Source organism: Streptomyces amritsarensis (assembly GCF_001953875.1).
In the GTDB taxonomy this organism is placed as follows: Bacteria; Actinomycetota; Actinomycetes; order Streptomycetales; family Streptomycetaceae; genus Streptomyces; species Streptomyces amritsarensis.
Genome location: NZ_MQUR01000001.1, coordinates 72161 through 87560, shown reverse-complemented (window position 1 = coordinate 87560; position 15400 = coordinate 72161). Strand labels below are relative to the sequence as shown.

Genomic DNA, 15400 nt, shown 5'->3' with positions numbered 1-15400 from the left:
TAAACGTGCCGTATGTCCCTAGTGCACCCTCCATGCTGAACCTTTGATTCCAAGTTGGTATGCAACGGGTCAAGGGAGGTGACCAGGCCCTCGCGTGAGCCCTAGTCTGCGCCAGATACATATGGCTGTTCGGATAGTTCCAGCCATCAAACCGGGCGATTGCCCTGGGGGGCTCATGCGTAGATCCAGAGGGCTGACTGCCGCCCTCGTACTGTCACTGGCCGGGGCGGGCACCGGAATAGGCCTGGTGCTGATGCCCCAGGCGTCCGCCATCACGGCGCCGGTGGCATTCACCGCCGACGAGCTGCCGACGTGGCAGCCGAACGGCATCGTCTGGGCGATGGCCCAGGCGGAGGGCACCGTCTTCGCCGGCGGTACCTTCTCGGCCGTCCGCCCGCCCGAGGGCGTGGCAGGTGCCGAGCAGGAGGCCGTGAACTTCGTCGCGCTCGACGCCGCGACGGGCAAGCCGACCTCCTGCAAGCTGGCCTTCACCATCGGCGACGGCACCGCGACGGTGCGCACGCTGGTCGTCTCGAAGGACAACAAGACCCTCTACGCGGGCGGCTACTTCGGCGCCGTCAACGGCACCCCGGTCTCCAGCGTCGCGGCCATCGACATCGCGAGCTGCACCCCCAAGGCAGCGTTCCACCCGGGCTTCCCCGCCACCGTGCGCGGACTCGCGGTCACGGACGACACCCTGTACGCGGCCGGCGACTTCACCACCGTCGAGGGCCAGACCCGCGAGCGGTTCGCCGCGGTGGACGCCTCCTCCGGCGCGCTCAAGCCCTTCGTCGCCAACGTCGACGAGCCGGGCCGCGCGGTCGAGGTCACCCCCGACGGCAAGAGCGTGCTGCTCGGCGGCGACTTCTTCACGGTCAACAACGCCAACAGCCACGCGCTGGCCGTCGTCGACGCCACGTCCGGCGCCGTGAAGAAGACCTACACCAACATCCCGTCGAACTCGGTCGTCAAGGACATCTCCACCGACGACACCGGCTTCTACACGGGCAACGAGGGCTCCGGCGGCGGTGTCTTCGACGGCCGCATCGGCCTGCGCCTGAGCGACTTCACCGAGAAGTGGCGTGACCGCTGCCTCGGCGCGACGCAGTTCGTCCTGCCGTACCAGGGCGTCCTCTACAGCTCCTCGCACGCGCACGACTGCTCCACCGAGCAGGAGTTCCCCGACGGCAAGCGGCACTTCCTGCTCGCCCAGCCGACCAACCACGAAGGCGCCGCCCCCGCGCCCGTGGACGGCTTCGTGCGCGGCCCGGGCAAGCTCGGCTGGCACCCCACGGCCAACGACGGCCTCGGCGAGGGCATCGGCCCGCGCGTGATGGCCGTGGCCGAGAAGAACGACGTGAAGTACATGTGGGTCGGCGGTGAGTTCACCCTCATCAACGGCAAGGCCCAGCAGGCCCTGACCCGCTTCGCCTCCACCGGCGACGTCGGCGCCCCGACCACCCCGGTGGCCAGCGCCTCCAGCGTCAAGCCGGGCGAGGTCCAGGTCCGCTGGCGCACCAGCTACGACGCGGACGACAGCAAGCTGACGTACCGCATCTACCGCAACGGCTCGGCCACCCCGGCCGCCACCGTCACCGCCGCCTCGCTGGAGTGGGAGCGCCCGCAGGCCTCCTGGAACGACACCACGGTCAAGGCCGGCCAGTCGTACACCTACCGGGTGACCGCGACCGACGCAGCGGGCAACACCAGCGCCCTGTCGGCCACCGCCTCGGTGACCGTCCCGACCGCGGTCCAGTCCTACCCGAACCAGGTCCGCACCGACGGCGCGGAGCTGTACTGGCGCTACGACGACGTGGTCAGCCCGTACGTCGCCGACTCCTCGGTGTCCGGCAACCGCAGCGGCATCCAGGTCAACGCCCCCGCCCTGAAGCAGTCTCCCGGCGCGGTCCCCGGCAGCAACGCCATGGGCTTCAACGGCACCAGCCAGAAGGTGCACAGCGACCGGCGCCAGTCGGTCGGCAGCACCTTCACCATCGAGACCTGGTTCAAGACGAACACCACGCGCGGCGGCAAGCTGATCGGCTTCGGCAACAACACCACGCGCAACAGCGGTTCCAACGACCGCCACATCTACATGACCAACACCGGCCGTCTGGTGTTCGGCGTCTACAACGGCTCGGTCCGGACGGTCTCCACCGGCCTGTTCGACACGTACAACGACAACAAGTGGCACCACGTGGTCGGCACCCAGGGCCCCGGCGGCATCACGCTGTACGTCGACGGCCAGAACAAGGGCACGCTGAACGCCACCAGCAACGGCACCTACGCGGGCTACTGGCACGCGGGCGGCGACAACCTCTCCGGCTGGCCGACCCGTCCGACGAGCAACTTCTTCGCCGGCCAGCTCGACGAGACCGCCGTGTACCCGACGGCGCTCACCCAGGCCCAGGTCAAGAACCACTTCGACCTGGCCAAGGCTCCCACCGACACGGTCTCCACGGTCAAGACGACCGAGGACACCTACATCAACCAGGGCGCCCCGAGCACCGCCTACGGCACGTCCAGCTCGCTCGCCGTGCGCGGCAGCGGCTCGCTGTACCAGGCGTACATGCGCTTCGACCTGCCGGCCGCCCCGGCCGGCCAGGTCCTGAAGTCCGCCTCGCTGCAGTTCAAGACCACCACGCAGACGGGTGCCGGCACCGCCGACACCGTCTCCGTGGTCCCGGTCACCGGTACCTGGAGCGGCGCGAGCACGACGTTCAACACCAAGCCGGCCCTCGGCGCCACCCCGCTCGGCACCATCGCGGGCGTGGCGGACGGCTCGGCCGTGCACAACGTCCAGCTGGACACCGCCGCGGTCACCGCGGTGCTGGGCAGCAGCTACAGCCTGGGCCTGACGAGCAACGGCAGCGACCCGCTGTGGCTGTGGTCCTCGGAGGCCACGGCCGCGGAGGGCACTCCGCAGCTCGTCCTCACCTTCGGCGCGCCGTAGCACCACCAACCGCCTGACGGAATGCGGGGCCCGGCTGCGTGGCCGGGCCCCGCATTCCTGCGTACACCCCCTCGGGGGTGCACGCAGGATCACGGCCGGCCCTGATCCACCGCACACCCCCTTGAGTACGGGAGCCACCCGATGTACCGACGCTCCGCAGCGGCCGCTGTCCTGCTCGCCGCCGCACTGACGCTGACCGCCTGCAGTTCGGGCGGGGACGACTCCGACGCCCAGGCGAAGGCGAAGCCCCCGGCCTCGTCGGCGGCCCCCGACCCGGCGGACACCCCGGACCCGGCGGCGTCGCCCGCCGCCGACGCGAAGCCGACCGGCCCGGTCCTCCCCGACGCCAAGCTCACCCCGAAGACGGGCAGCTTCACGGCGGAGGAGAAGAAGTACCTCAGCGGGCGCGTCCCGGAGAAGATGGACCCGGCGGCCGTCCTGCAGAGCGGCCAGGAGGCCTGCCAGCGGGTGGCGCGCACGGCCAAGCGCGACAAGGACGCGGCGACCGGCGCGATCATCACCGGGGAGATCCCGGGCGCCAAGGACGCGATCACGCACCTGTGCCCGGACCAGAAGCCGATCCTCGCCGCGGCGGAGAAGGGCTTCCCCGAGGGTCCCCGCACCTCGCCCGCCGCCGGCAGCTACCGGGCGCTGACCCAGGCCGTGAACTGCACGTGGGAGGCCAAGGGCAAGGACGGCACCGTCCTCGCCTCGGGCCCCGAGACCCCGCCCAAGGCCGGTGACAGGATCACGGCCGCGATCCCGGCGGGCACCGCGGAGTTCAACTCCTCCGGTTGCTACGCCTGGATCCCCGCGTAACACCACCGCAGTCGTGAAAACGCCCTCCGGGGCCGGTACATCCGGCCCCGGAGGGCGTTTCCACGCCCGATACCCGGGTACCCGCGCGGTCACAGTCACCACACCGGAAGGCGGACCCATGGGCATCGGCGGATGCATAGGCCTGATCGTGGTGGGCGCCATCCTCACCTTCGCCAGCGACTGGGAGATGGAGAGCGTCAACCTCGACCTGGTCGGTCTGATCATGATGGCGGTGGGCGGGATCGGCCTCGCCGTCTACACCAGCATCTACAAGCGGCGCCGGACCGCGGGCGCGATCCCGGTGGTGGAGGAACACCGCCGGGACGTCCTCTGACCCGCCCGGTCCCGCCTCATCGGCGCCGGGCGGCCTCGTACACCGGCAGCAGCGTGTCGAGGACCGCGTCCATGGAGAAGGACCCGTCGGCCAGCTCGCGCGCGGCGAGGGAGGCCGCGCGGCCCGCCCGCGGGTCCAGCAGTTCCAGGACCGCCGCGGCCACACCCGCCGGACCCGGCTCGACCGCGCGGCCCGCACCCGCCCTCGCGATGTCCCGCGCCAGGCCGTTGGAGTGCGTCACCACCGAGGGGACGCCCACCGCGAGGGCCTCCAGGACGGACATGGGGAACGGCTCGTCCACCGAGGGCAGCACGTAGACGTGGGCCCGGCGCAACTCCGCCAGAACCTGCTCACCGGACAGCGCCCCGGGCACCGTGAACCGGTCCGTCAGGCCCAGCGCCCCGATCCGGGCGCGTACGGCCGCCAGTTCGCCCTCGTCCGGACCCGCGACCACGAAGTGCGCGCCGGGGTGCTCGGCGAGGACCGCCGGGGCCGCGTCCACGAAGTCCACCGGCCGCTTACGGGCCTGCAGGCGCGCGGAGTACAGCACGCGCGGCGCCCCCAGGGGCGCGGGCCGTTCCTCCTGCGCCGGGGTCCCGTTGATCAGCCGGACCGTGTTCGCCAGCGGCGTGCCGACCACCGCGTCGAGGCTCTCCCGCTCGTGCGGGGTCAGGTACAGCACCGCGTCCGCGCCGCGCAGCAGCCGGCGCACCGCCACCGCGTCCAGCACCTTCGCCAGGATCTTCCCGCTCGGGTCCACCATCCCGTGGGTCTGGAGCACCAGCGGCCTGCCGGCGCGCAGCGCGGCCAGCGCCACCGGCAGGGTCACCAGGTCGCGCGCCAGGTGGACGTGCACCACGTCGGCGTCCCGCACCAGGCGACCGGCCGAGGCCAGCAGCGCCGGCGAGGTCATCCCGCTGAAGCCGAGGGGGAGCAGCCGGCGGGCCGGGAACAGCTTCGCCGGCACACCCTCCACGGAGGTGGGCCACTCCTCGAAGCCCTCGCCCAGGGCGAGCAGCCGCGCCTCGTGGCCGCGGGCCCGCAGCCCCTTCGCCAGGTTCAGCGCGACCCGTACCGGCCCGCCGAAGGCGTGCGAGGGGGAGTGCAGGGTGACGGCGTGCAGCACTCTCATCGGGGCACTCACTTGGGCTCCTCCACCGGGCGGCGCCGCCCGTCCTGCGTCTGCAGGGTCAGTTCCGGCAGGTCCTTGTGCACGACGGCCCCGGCGCCCGCGACGGCGCACCGGCCGACGGTCACCCCGGCCAGCACGGTCGCCCGTACCGCCACCCAGGCGCCGTCCTCGACGGTGATCGGCGCGTTGCGGTAGCGGAAGTCGGCCGCCCGGTGGTCGTGCGAGCCGGTGCACAGCATCGCCTCCTGCGAGAGGCACACGTGCGAACCGATGGCCACCGGCTCCAGGTTCAGCACCCAGACACCCTCGCCGATCCAGGCGTGGTCCCCGACGGTCAGCTTCCACGGCCACAGCACGCGGACCCTGTGCCGGATCAGGACGCCCTCGCCTATCTCCGCCCCGAAGGCCCGCAGCAGCGCGACCCGCAGCCGGGCCGGACAGAACCACGCCATGAAGAGCGTGTTCATCACGGCGAACCAGAGCACCTGCGTCAGCAGCCCGCGCCCCTTGTCGTACCCGGCCAGCGTGAAGGAAGGAAGATCACGCAACAGAAGCCCCCATCGTGCTCTCGGCCACGGCCTCCCCGGGCGCGGCCCGCTCAGACTAGACTGCGCGCGGACCAGGCACATCGGGTGGGGGCGGCAGTGACGACGGACATACGCAAGCCCTCCGCAGCGCCCGCCGGGCCGGCCGTCCCGTCCCCCTTCGAGGACGAGAGCATGTGGGGCCGCGAGACCCTCCCGCGCACCCTCCTCTCCCGGGCGCTGTCCGTACCGCTCGCCCTCGGATTCACCGTCTTCCTGCCGCTGTTCGTCGCCGTCCAGACGGGCGCCGGCGTCCGCGACGCGGCCTTCTGGCTCCAACTGCTGCTCACCATGTACGCGGGCGCACGGCTCTCCGCGATGGTCCTCACCAGCCGCCGCAAACTGCTCCAGGGCTCCTTCTGGCTCTTCGTCTACATGGCCATGGGCGTGGCCCCGCTCGCGCAGGCCGTCCTGGGCCAGGTCCCGACGCCGGTCGTCGGCCCCCGCTCGGATCTGACCGTCGCCATCGGGCTGGTGCTGCTGGGCTGCACGGCCTTCGACGTCGGCGTGCTGCTGGCCCGCCACCGGCCCGCCGGGCGCGCGGGCGGCTCCCAGAAGGAGTCCAGGCCCGTCATGGCGCACCGGCGCCGGCTCCAGCTTCTGACGGCCCTGTCGTTCCTGTGCAGCGCCGCCTTCATCATGAAGCTGGGCGGCCCGGCGGTGTTCTTCTCCAGCCGCCAGGAGATCATCGCCGGCATCGAGGAGGCGGGCGTCTCCAACGGCGACGGCCAGGCCGGCCAGGCCCTGCTACGCGGCTTCGGCACCGTGCCGGCCCTGCTCTCGCTGCTGCTGTACACACGCTGGCTGATCACCTCGAAGTTCGCCCGCCGCAAGGTGTCGATCATCGTCACGTGGGCGGCGCTCGCCGGCCTCAACCTCATCGTCAACAACCCGATCTCGAACCCGCGGTACTGGTTCCTGACGGTCATGTTCGCGCTGCTGTTCACGGTCTTCCCGGTGAGCGCGGCGATGTACCGGGTGGCCCTGTCGATGGCGGTGGTCGTCGCCCTCCTGATCTTCCCGTTCGCGGACCGCTTCCGCTACGACGAGAAGAACTACCGGCCGGTCGAGACCACGTCCTTCCTGGAGCCGATGGCCCTGAAGGACTACGACCAGATCGGCATGTTCGCGAACACCATCACCTTCTCGGAGTCGGGCCCCGGGCACTTCTACGGCCGCCAGCTGGCCGGGTCGATCTTCTTCGCGGTGCCCCGCTCGGTCTGGGAGGGCAAGCCGCGGGACACGGGCGTGATGGTCGGCCAGTGGATGGGCACGGTCAACACCAACCTCTCCTCCCCGATCTGGGCGGAGCTGTGGCTCGACTTCGGGCCGCTGGGGATGGGTGCGGGGCTGCTGGGCCTGGGCTACGCCGCCGCCCGCGTCGACCGCCGCTACGCCAAGCGCGCCACGCGGCGGGCTCCGCCGGGCAGCCTGATCTCGGTGGTCGTCCCGCTGGTCGCGGGCTACTCCTTCATCCTGTTGCGCGGACCGCTGCTCCAGGCGTCGGGGCGCGTCGCGATCGCGGCCCTCTGCCTCGCGCTGGTCGCGACCCACCGCACGGACAAGTCCACCACCCTGCGCTGACCCCGGGCGGAGCCCGTAAAACGGGGAAGGGCGGGGCGCGGACAGGCTCCGCGCGGCGGTTCAGGCCGCGGGCGCCGCAGCCGGGTCCGCAGCCGCCGGCACGGCAACCGGCAGCCGGGCCACCCGCCACCAGGCGGCCAGGGCCTTCAGGGCCGAGCCGGCCGCCAGGCCCCAGGCGGCACCCGCCACACCCCACACCGCGTACCCGCCCAGCAGCAGACCCACGGACAGCAGCGAGAAGACCACCTGGAGCGAGAGGGTGGCCTTCGGGGCGAGCACCCGCAGGGTCAGCAGCGCACACGTCCCCAGGCCCATCACCGCGTACTGCGCCCCCGTGGCGGGCAGCAGCGCGGACGCCGACGCCCAGGTGTCGCCGAGGAGTTCTCGGCCCAGCCGGTCCGGCAGCAGGTACAGGGCGGTGGCCCAGCCCGCGCCGACCGCGGCCAGCACCAGGCCCAGCGCGGCCGTGGCCCGGACCGTGGCGCGCCTGCCGCCGAGGCGGCCGAGGACCGGCGGCCCGAACGCGTTCGCCGAGTTGAACAGCACGTTCAGCGGCCCGAAGAGGGTGGTCGCACCCCGCAGCGCACCGACGGCCAGCGGCGTGGCGAAGACGCCGAGGCCCAGCACGGCGAGCTGGCTGGAGCCGTTGCCCACCGCGAACTCCACCACGAACCGCTGCCCCAGGTGGCCCCGCCGCAGGTACGGCCGCAGGTCCGCGCGGGAGCCGCGTACGTACGGCCGCAGCAGCCACAGGCCCACCGCCAGCGCCGGCAGCGCCGAGAGGCCCCACACCAGCACCAGCCGCCCCGCCGAGGCCCCTTCGGGCTGCACGGCCAGCGCGGCGACCACGCACACCAGCCGCAGCGCGTCGGCCGCCAGTGCCCGTTCGGGGGCGCGCAGCGCGGAGAAGCAGTAGCGCAGCCCGTCCTGGAGGAGCACCAGCGGCAGGACGAGGCCCAGCGCGAGGAAGGCCCGCCCGGTGGCCCCGGGCAGCGCCAGGCCCACCGTCGCGAGCAGGACGCCCACGGCGGCCGACGCGGCCCCGGTGAAACCGGCGGCCGACCGGCAGGCCGCGCCGAGCCCGTCGCCCTTCTCCAGGACCAGGCTCTGCCCGACGTAGGCCATGTTCAGCCCGAGGAGCACGCTGAAGGCCACGTAGACCATCGAGAAGTCGGCGAAGGCGGAGGCCGACGACAGGCGGGCGGCCAGCACCAGCACCAGGATGTTCGTGGCGCTGGAGGCCGCCTGGTCCAGGACCGAGGCGACGGCGGCGAGGCCGCGTCGGCTCACCTGCGGCCCGTGCGCACGGTGCGCAGCGCGACGGTGTCGGTGCCGTCACCGGGGATGTGCTGCTCGGCCTCGGCCACCTCGTACGGGATCGGCGGGGGCTGCGGCGCGCTGTTCCCGGGCTTCGCGGCCGTCGCCGGGCCGTCGGCGGGCGCCCCGCCCTTGCCCTTGCCGCGCTTCTCGCCGGGCAGCGGCGCGTGCAGCACCGCGCCGAGGACCGTGCCGCCGGCTCCGCTGATGAGTTCGCGGATCCGGATGAGGTCGGTGCGGTGGATGGCGCGCGGGTCGGTGACGACCAGGACGCCGTCGACGCGGTCGACGAGGGCGAGGGCGTCGGCGTACGACAGCACCGGCGGTGCCAGCACGACGACGGTGGAGTTGGGGGCGTCGGCCTCGGAGATCAGCCGGGTGGCGCGGGCGGAGGTCAGCGCGCGCGGGACGTTGCGCGCCCGGTCGCCGGGGATGAGGTCGAAGGAGCCGGACTCCCCGGCGTCCACGACGAGCTGGCGCCCGTCGGGCCACTCGGAGTCGGAGTGGCGCCCGGGCGCGGGCGCGCCGCCCTGGCCCTGGCTCCAGCGGGGCCGGCCGCCGGCGTCGGTCGGCAGCTGGCTGGCCAGTACGGGGGTGCGCAGGTCGGCCTCGATGAGCAGCACGTCCTTGCCGGTCTCGGCGAAGGAGGCCGCGAGGTTCACGGCCACCGCGGCCGCGGTCTCGCTGCTGCCGCGGGGCGCGACCACGAGGAGCCGGCGCCGGTCGGCGAAGCGGGAGTCGTAGGCGAGGCGGAAGGCCACCGAGCGGTACTCCTCGGCGAGCCGGGGGTCGGCCTCGCCGGCGGCGAGAAGCGGCCCGCCGCCCGTCCGGTCCCTGGGCAGGTAGCCCAGGACGGGCGCGCGCAGGGCCCGGGCCACGTCGCCCTCGGAGCGTGGCGCCGGGTCGAAGACCAGCCGGACCCAGGCGGCCAGCAGGCCGAGCGCGAGGCCCACGGCCGCGCCGAGCGCGAGGGACATGAGGATGCCGGGGCCGTCGGTCGCGGTGGGCGCGGTCGCGGCGCTGGTGACCCGGCCCGGGGTCATGTCGAGGGCCTCAAGCTTGGTGATCTTGCTGTTGTAGCCGCCGACCTCGCTCTGCAGGTCGGTCTTGGAGGAGCTGGCCGCGTCGCGCCCGGCGCCGGCGGGCATCCGGGCGATCTCCTTGGAGAGCTCGTCGAGCTGCTTGGCGATCGGGTCGCGCTGCTCCTTGTAGCCCTTGACCATCTTGTCGCGGGTCGCGTCGAGGGACTCCTGCCGCTTGAGCAGGTAGGCATCGGCCATCGCGTTGGCGCGCTTGGCGGCCTCCTTGGGGGAGTCCGCGGTGTAGGTGAAGCGCAGCACCATGGTCTGCGGCGGGTTGGTCACCTGGAGGCCGGAGCGCAGGGCGGCGAAGTCCTTGGCGGACACCCCGAGCTTCTTCGCCGCCTCGTTGGCGATGGAGGAGCTGAGCGCGACCTGGCGCTCGGAGCCGATGTTGATCGCCTTGTCGGGGGCGAGGCTCGGGTTGAACGGGTCGTCGGTGGGCGCGCGCAGCACGACGTCGGAGGTGGCGACGTAGGTGTCGGCGGTGGATATGCCGAGGTAGACGCCGCCCAGCAGGCCGACGGCGATGCCCGCGCCGATCAGCCTGCGGTAGCGCAGGAGCTGGCGGAACTGGTCCCGGAGGAGGTCGGGTTCGTCGTCGGCCGGTGCCGCTGCCGCTGCCGGGCGGTTCGTCTCGATCACGGCCGGGTTCCCCCAAGTGCTTCGTCCATCAGTGCGTCGATGCGGGCCAGGCCCGCTTCACGGCTCAGGTGTGCCGCCACGTGGCGGGGTCCGGCCGCTCCCAGTGCGTCCGCGCCCTCGGGGTCCTCCGCCAGGGCCCGTACGGCCTTCAGCAGGGCCTCGGGGTCCTCCGGCGGGACGAGCACCCCTGCGCCCGAGCGCTCCACCTCCTGGGCGGTCCCGCCCTCCGCCGCCACGGAGGCGACGACGGGCCGGCCGGTCTGGAAGTAGGAGGTGAGCTTCGACGGGACGCTCATGTCCAGCACGGCGGCGTGCTGTGTGACCGCGAGAACGTCCGCCGCCGCGAGGATATCCGGGAAGTCGCCGTCAGCGGCAGGGGGGATGATGTCCAGATTCGGCACGTCGGCGGAGAGGTCCGCCAGGGCGGCGCGCTGACTGCCGTCGCCCATCAGGACGAAACGGACCTTCGGGTCCAGTCGGGCCGCGCCCACGAGGACTTCGAGCCCCTGCTTGAGCCCCATGTTCCCGGAGTGCAGGACGACGGTCTCGCCGGGGCCCCAGCCCAGGTGGCGGCGGGTCTCCCCGCGCGGCTTGGAGGGCTTGGGCACGTGGGACCAGTTGGGCACGAGGCGGATCCGGCCGGGGTCCACGCCCATGCCGACGACCCGCTCCACGAAGGTCTCGTGGATGACGCCGACGAGGGTGGCCCGCTTGAGCGCGTACGCCTCGGCGCGGCCGGCGATGGCGGCAGCCTTGTCGCCGCCGCTGATCCCGCTCTGCGCCGCGGCGGCGCCCATCAGGTCCTGGACGACCGGGACGTAGGGGACCTTCCACCGCGCCGCGAGCCGGGCGGCGAGCACCCCGCCGGCCAGGCTGGGCATTTGGGCCAGTACCGCGTCGGGCCTGGGCATGCGCGGCGGGGCGACGGAGCCGTGCAGCAGGATCGATCCTTCGAACAGGGCCCGCTTGACGGCGGTCTGGCGCGGCGGCACGGTGTGCGCACGCCGGTGCACGGTGACCCCCGCGCGCTGTTCCGTGCGCTGGAGCGCCCCCTTGTACTCCGGCTCGAGCGACCACGCCGGGTAGTGCGGCATGCCGGCGAGGACGTGCGTCTCGTGGCCGAGATCCGCCCAGTGCTCCGCGATCTGCGTCGCGTACGGGCCGATGCCCGCGTGCTCCGGAGCGTAATTGGTGGAAACCAGCAGCATGCGCCGCTGACCGGATCTGGACACCGTGCGTCCCCTCTTCCCCTGGATGATGCGCACGTCACCCTATTCGTTCACCCGCATGCTGCGGAACGTGCACGCTATTGTCTGCTAATCCGCTGCACCGGGGGGTGTGGCCGCTGGGGATGAAGAGATGACGGAGCGGTACATGTCCGACATTGGAGCGCCTGCGCGTCGACCGTATCGAGTCGGTTACGCGCCGGGTGCCTACGATCTGTTCCATATCGGGCATCTGAACATCCTTCGGCACGCCCGGAGTCAGTGTGACTACCTGGTCGCCGGAGTGGTCTCCGACGAGATGGCCGAACTCGCCAAGGGCCGCCGCCCGATGATCCCGCTCGTCGAGCGCCTGGAGATCGTGCGCAGCGTCAAGTACGTCGACGCCGCCTTCGTCGAGACGGTCCCGGACAAGGTCGAGACCTGGAAGCAGGTCCGCTTCGACGTGATCTTCAAGGGCGACGACTGGCGGGGCACTCCCAAGGGCGACAAGCTGGAGAAGGACTTCGCCGCCCACGGCGTCGACGTCGTCTACTTCCCCTACACCGTCCACACCTCCAGCACCCAGCTGCGCCGGGCGCTGGACGCGCTCGCGGAGCCGGCCGCCGCGCCCGGGCAGGTCACCGGCGAACGGCGCTGAGCTCCCGGAACCACTTGGCGAGGAAGGCCAGCAGGAACAGCGCGGCGACCGCGCCCAGTCCGGCGTACGCCCAGGCGAACAGCTCTCCGCCGCCGAGCAGCAGGAACACCAGGCAGAACACCCCGTAGTCCACGGGAAGCAGCGCCACCGCGCGCAGGGTCGACGGCGCGGCGGCGGGGCTTCCCGGCGCCGGCCTGGGCTTGAGCTTCTCGGTCAGCAGCCCGCCGAAGAAGGTCACGACGGCGGCGAACTGGAAGCCGAGCGGCACCAGCAGCCAGCCGTCGGCCGTGGTGCCGTACTCCTCGGGGAAGCGGTGGAAGGCGATCAGCACGCACGAGTGCAGCGCCGTGAGCTTCGCGGCGTCGACGACGTGGTCCAGCCACTCGCCGGCCGCGCTGCCGCCGCCCCGCAGCCGGGCCAGCTGTCCGTCGGCCGAGTCGAAGGCGAAGCCGACCGCGAGCGCGGCCCATACGGCGACCCCCAGCGCCCAGGAGGGCCCGGTCAGCGCGACCGCCGCCACCGCGGCGAAGCTGAAGGCGGCGCTGATCAGCGTCACCTGGTTCGGTGTGAGCCCGAGCGCGTACGAACCGGCGGCCAGGTAGCGCCCGGCGGGCCGGTTGACGAACCGCGAGTAGAGCGACACCCCCTTCGCAGACTTCTGCGCCCCGCGCAGCTCCCGCAGCGCGGTCCCGACTCTGCCCATGCAGGGGCTCCCCTCAGCGACGATGTCGAACACATCATCGCAGGACAGATGATCGGGTCGGTTCCGGATGTCTGCGGACGTCCGGAAGAAGCAGTACGGCCGGGTTCGCGGCGGCGCCGAGGACGGCCCGCGCCCGGGGCCGCGGCCCCGAAAGCCGCCCCGGACAGCGGTCGGCGCAGCGGCGGCCGCCCTCCTCAAGCGGATGCTCCCGCCGGCCGAGACCGGCTGACCTTCAGCAGGAGCACCGACCGGGCCGGCACGGTCAGGCTCTCCCCGGCCCGGTGCAGGGTGCCGGGAACGGCAGCCTGCTCCTCCAGGGAGGTGTCCAGGACCAGCTCGTACTCCTCGGCCCACGGCGCCCCCGGCAGCACCCACGCCACCGGCCGGTCACCGGCGTGGAGCAGGACGAGGAAGCTGTCGTCCGTCACCTGCCGGCCCCGCTCGTCACGGCCGGGGATGTCCCGGCCCGACAGGTACATCCCCAGCGCGGCCGCCGGCGCGTACCAGTCCCGCTCCGTCATCTCCACGCCCCCCGGCGTGAACCAGGCCAGGTCCCGCAGCCCGTCCGCCCCCTGCGGCCGGCCGGAGAAGAACGCCCGCCGCCGCAGCACCGGATGGGCGTGGCGCAGCGAGACCAGCCGGGCCGTCAGGGCGAACAGCGACTGCCACGCCGGATCCTCCAGCAGCGACCAGTCCACCCACCCCGTCTCGTTGTCCTGGCAGTAGGCGTTGTTGTTGCCGCCCTGGGTGCGCCCGAACTCGTCGCCCGCCACCAGCATCGGCACCCCGGTCGACAGCAGCAGGGTGGTCAGCAGGTTGCGCAGCTGGCGGCGGCGGAGCACACCGATGCGGGCGTCGTCCGTCTCGCCCTCCGCCCCGCAGTTCCACGACCGGTTGTCGTTGGTCCCGTCCCGCCCCGCCTCCCCGTTGGCGTCGTTGTGCTTGCGTTCGTAGGACACCAGGTCCCGCAGCGTGAAACCGTCGTGCGCGGTCACGAAGTTCACCGAGGCGTACGGCCGCCGCCCGCCCCACGCGTACAGGTCGCTCGACCCCGACAGCCGGTAACCGAGGTCCCGCACGTCGGGCAGCGCGCCCCGCCAGAAGTCCCGCACGGCATCGCGGTAGCGGTCGTTCCACTCCGTCCACAGCGGCGGGAACGCCCCCACCTGGTAGCCGCCCGAACCCACGTCCCACGGCTCGGCGATCAGCTTCACCCGCCGCAGCACCGGGTCCTGGGCGATCACCGCCAGGAACGGGGACAGCATGTCGACGTCGTGCATCGAGCGGGCCAGCGCCGCCGCCAGGTCGAAGCGGAAGCCGTCCACCCCCATCTCCGTGACCCAGTAGCGCAGCGAGTCCGTGATCAGCCGCAGCACGTGCGGCCGTCCGGCGTGCAGGGTGTTCCCGCAGCCGGTGTAGTCGGCGTACCGGCGCTGGTCGGACTGGAGCCGGTAGTAGCCCCGGTTGTCGAACCCGCGCAGCGACAGCGTGGGCCCCAGCTCGCCGGCCTCCGCCGTGTGGTTGTAGACCACGTCGAGGATGACCTCGATCCCGGCCGCGTGCAGCGCCCGGACCATCCGCTTGAACTCCCCGACCTGCTGCCCGGCCGTGCCGCTCGAGGAGTACCCCGCGTGCGGGGCGAAGTATCCGACCGAGTTGTAGCCCCAGTAGTTGCGCAGCCCCCGCCGCAGCAGGTGGTCCTCGTGCGCGAACTGGTGCACCGGCATCAGCTCGACCGCCGTCACGCCCAGCTTCACCAGGTGCTCGACCGCCGCCGGGTGCGCGAGGCCCGCGTAGGTGCCGCGCAGCTCCTCGGGAACACCCGGATGGCGCATCGTGAAGCCGCGCACGTGCAGCTCGTAGATCACCGAATCGGCCCAGGGCGTCTTCGGCCGGACGTCGTCCGCCCAGTCGTCGTCATCGTGCACGACCACGCCCTTGGGGAGATATGGTGCGGAGTCCCGGTCGTCGCGCACGGTGTCCGCGATGTACTGCTGCGGCCAGTCCCGGACGTGCCCGTACACCTCGGGCGGCAGCGTGAAGTCCCCGTCGACGGCCCGCGCGTACGGGTCCAGGAGCAGCTTCGCCGGATTGTGCCGGACCCCCGTCCAGGGATCCCAGCGGCCGTGCACCCGGAAGCCGTACCGCTGCCCCGGGCGTACGCCCGGCACGAAACCGTGCCAGATCTCGTGCGTGAGCTCCGTCAGCAGGCAGCGGGTCTCGGCCCCGCCCTCGTCGAAGAGGCACACCTCCACCGCCTCCGCGCCCTGCGCCCACACGGCGAAGTTGGTGCCCGCGGTCCCGTCCGGACCGTGGTGGAAGCGGGCCCCCAGGGGATGCGAGGACCCCGGCCACACCGCCGGGGCCGGGCGTGCCCGCACCCGTGG

The 15400-nt window shown here is 72.7% G+C and carries 12 protein-coding genes; 5 read left to right on the top strand and 7 right to left on the bottom strand.

Features of this window, described 5'->3' with window-relative positions:
- Nucleotides 1–175 precede the first annotated feature (175 nt).
- The 3 genes from AVW11_RS00380 to AVW11_RS00370 all read left to right on the top strand — a co-directional run bounded on the left by AVW11_RS00380 (nt 176) and on the right by AVW11_RS00370 (nt 4106).
- Nucleotides 176–2953 (top strand): CBM96 family carbohydrate-binding protein, encoded by a 2778-nt coding sequence (locus tag AVW11_RS00380; RefSeq protein ID WP_060176812.1) that lies wholly within the window; start codon nt 176–178, stop codon nt 2951–2953.
- A 141-nt stretch (nt 2954–3094) separates the two neighbouring features.
- Nucleotides 3095–3772 carry a hypothetical protein gene (locus AVW11_RS00375; protein ID WP_030846686.1) on the top strand — a complete coding sequence of 226 codons (678 nt, stop codon included), beginning with the start codon at nt 3095–3097 and terminating at the stop codon, nt 3770–3772.
- Between the two features lie 118 nt (nt 3773–3890).
- Complete coding sequence (locus AVW11_RS00370) at nt 3891–4106, top strand: DUF6458 family protein (protein ID WP_030846689.1); 216 nt, start codon at nt 3891–3893, stop codon at nt 4104–4106.
- A 16-nt stretch (nt 4107–4122) separates the two neighbouring features.
- On the opposite strand, the gene AVW11_RS00365 is transcribed toward AVW11_RS00370, so the two are convergent.
- Both AVW11_RS00365 and AVW11_RS00360 read right to left on the bottom strand, forming a co-directional pair.
- Nucleotides 4123–5238: a glycosyltransferase gene (locus tag AVW11_RS00365; protein WP_076042872.1), complete on the bottom strand. Its 1116-nt coding sequence runs from the start codon at nt 5236–5238 to the stop codon at nt 4123–4125.
- A gap of 8 nt (nt 5239–5246) precedes the next feature.
- Entirely contained in the window at nt 5247–5786 is a 540-nt protein-coding gene (locus AVW11_RS00360; RefSeq protein ID WP_030846695.1) for a WcaF family extracellular polysaccharide biosynthesis acetyltransferase, read from the bottom strand.
- Nucleotides 5787–5957: 171 nt separating this feature from the next.
- Here AVW11_RS00360 and AVW11_RS00355 point away from each other — a divergent pair, with 171 nt between their 5' ends.
- Nucleotides 5958–7406 (top strand): hypothetical protein, encoded by a 1449-nt coding sequence (locus AVW11_RS00355; RefSeq protein ID WP_107423217.1) that lies wholly within the window; start codon nt 5958–5960, stop codon nt 7404–7406.
- Nucleotides 7407–7466: 60 nt separating this feature from the next.
- On the opposite strand, the gene AVW11_RS00350 is transcribed toward AVW11_RS00355, so the two are convergent.
- From AVW11_RS00350 to AVW11_RS00340, 3 genes are read right to left on the bottom strand one after another with little or no spacing between them, the layout of a single operon-like run.
- Nucleotides 7467–8696 carry an MATE family efflux transporter gene (locus AVW11_RS00350; protein WP_076042870.1) on the bottom strand — a complete coding sequence of 410 codons (1230 nt, stop codon included), beginning with the start codon at nt 8694–8696 and terminating at the stop codon, nt 7467–7469.
- Nucleotides 8693–10447 carry a lipopolysaccharide biosynthesis protein gene (locus tag AVW11_RS00345; protein ID WP_076042869.1) on the bottom strand — a complete coding sequence of 585 codons (1755 nt, stop codon included), beginning with the start codon at nt 10445–10447 and terminating at the stop codon, nt 8693–8695. Before AVW11_RS00345 ends, AVW11_RS00350 begins: the two co-directional genes overlap by 4 nt.
- Nucleotides 10444–11655: a glycosyltransferase family 4 protein gene (locus AVW11_RS00340; RefSeq protein ID WP_051700244.1), complete on the bottom strand. Its 1212-nt coding sequence runs from the start codon at nt 11653–11655 to the stop codon at nt 10444–10446. The genes AVW11_RS00345 and AVW11_RS00340 overlap by 4 nt, the downstream gene beginning before the upstream one ends.
- 166 nt (nt 11656–11821) lie before the next feature.
- Between AVW11_RS00340 and AVW11_RS00335 the strand changes: the two genes are divergently transcribed.
- Nucleotides 11822–12310 carry an FAD synthase family protein gene (locus AVW11_RS00335; protein WP_030846717.1) on the top strand — a complete coding sequence of 163 codons (489 nt, stop codon included), beginning with the start codon at nt 11822–11824 and terminating at the stop codon, nt 12308–12310.
- On the opposite strand, the gene AVW11_RS00330 is transcribed toward AVW11_RS00335, so the two are convergent.
- The gene (locus tag AVW11_RS00330) at nt 12291–13013 is read right to left on the bottom strand and encodes a CDP-alcohol phosphatidyltransferase family protein (RefSeq protein ID WP_060176821.1); all 723 of its coding nucleotides are present in this window, start codon (nt 13011–13013) and stop codon (nt 12291–12293) included. The genes AVW11_RS00335 and AVW11_RS00330 overlap by 20 nt on opposite strands.
- Before the next feature lie 194 nt (nt 13014–13207).
- Nucleotides 13208–15394: a glycogen debranching protein GlgX gene (glgX, locus tag AVW11_RS00325; protein WP_240528092.1), complete on the bottom strand. Its 2187-nt coding sequence runs from the start codon at nt 15392–15394 to the stop codon at nt 13208–13210.
- Nucleotides 15395–15400 lie beyond the last annotated feature (6 nt).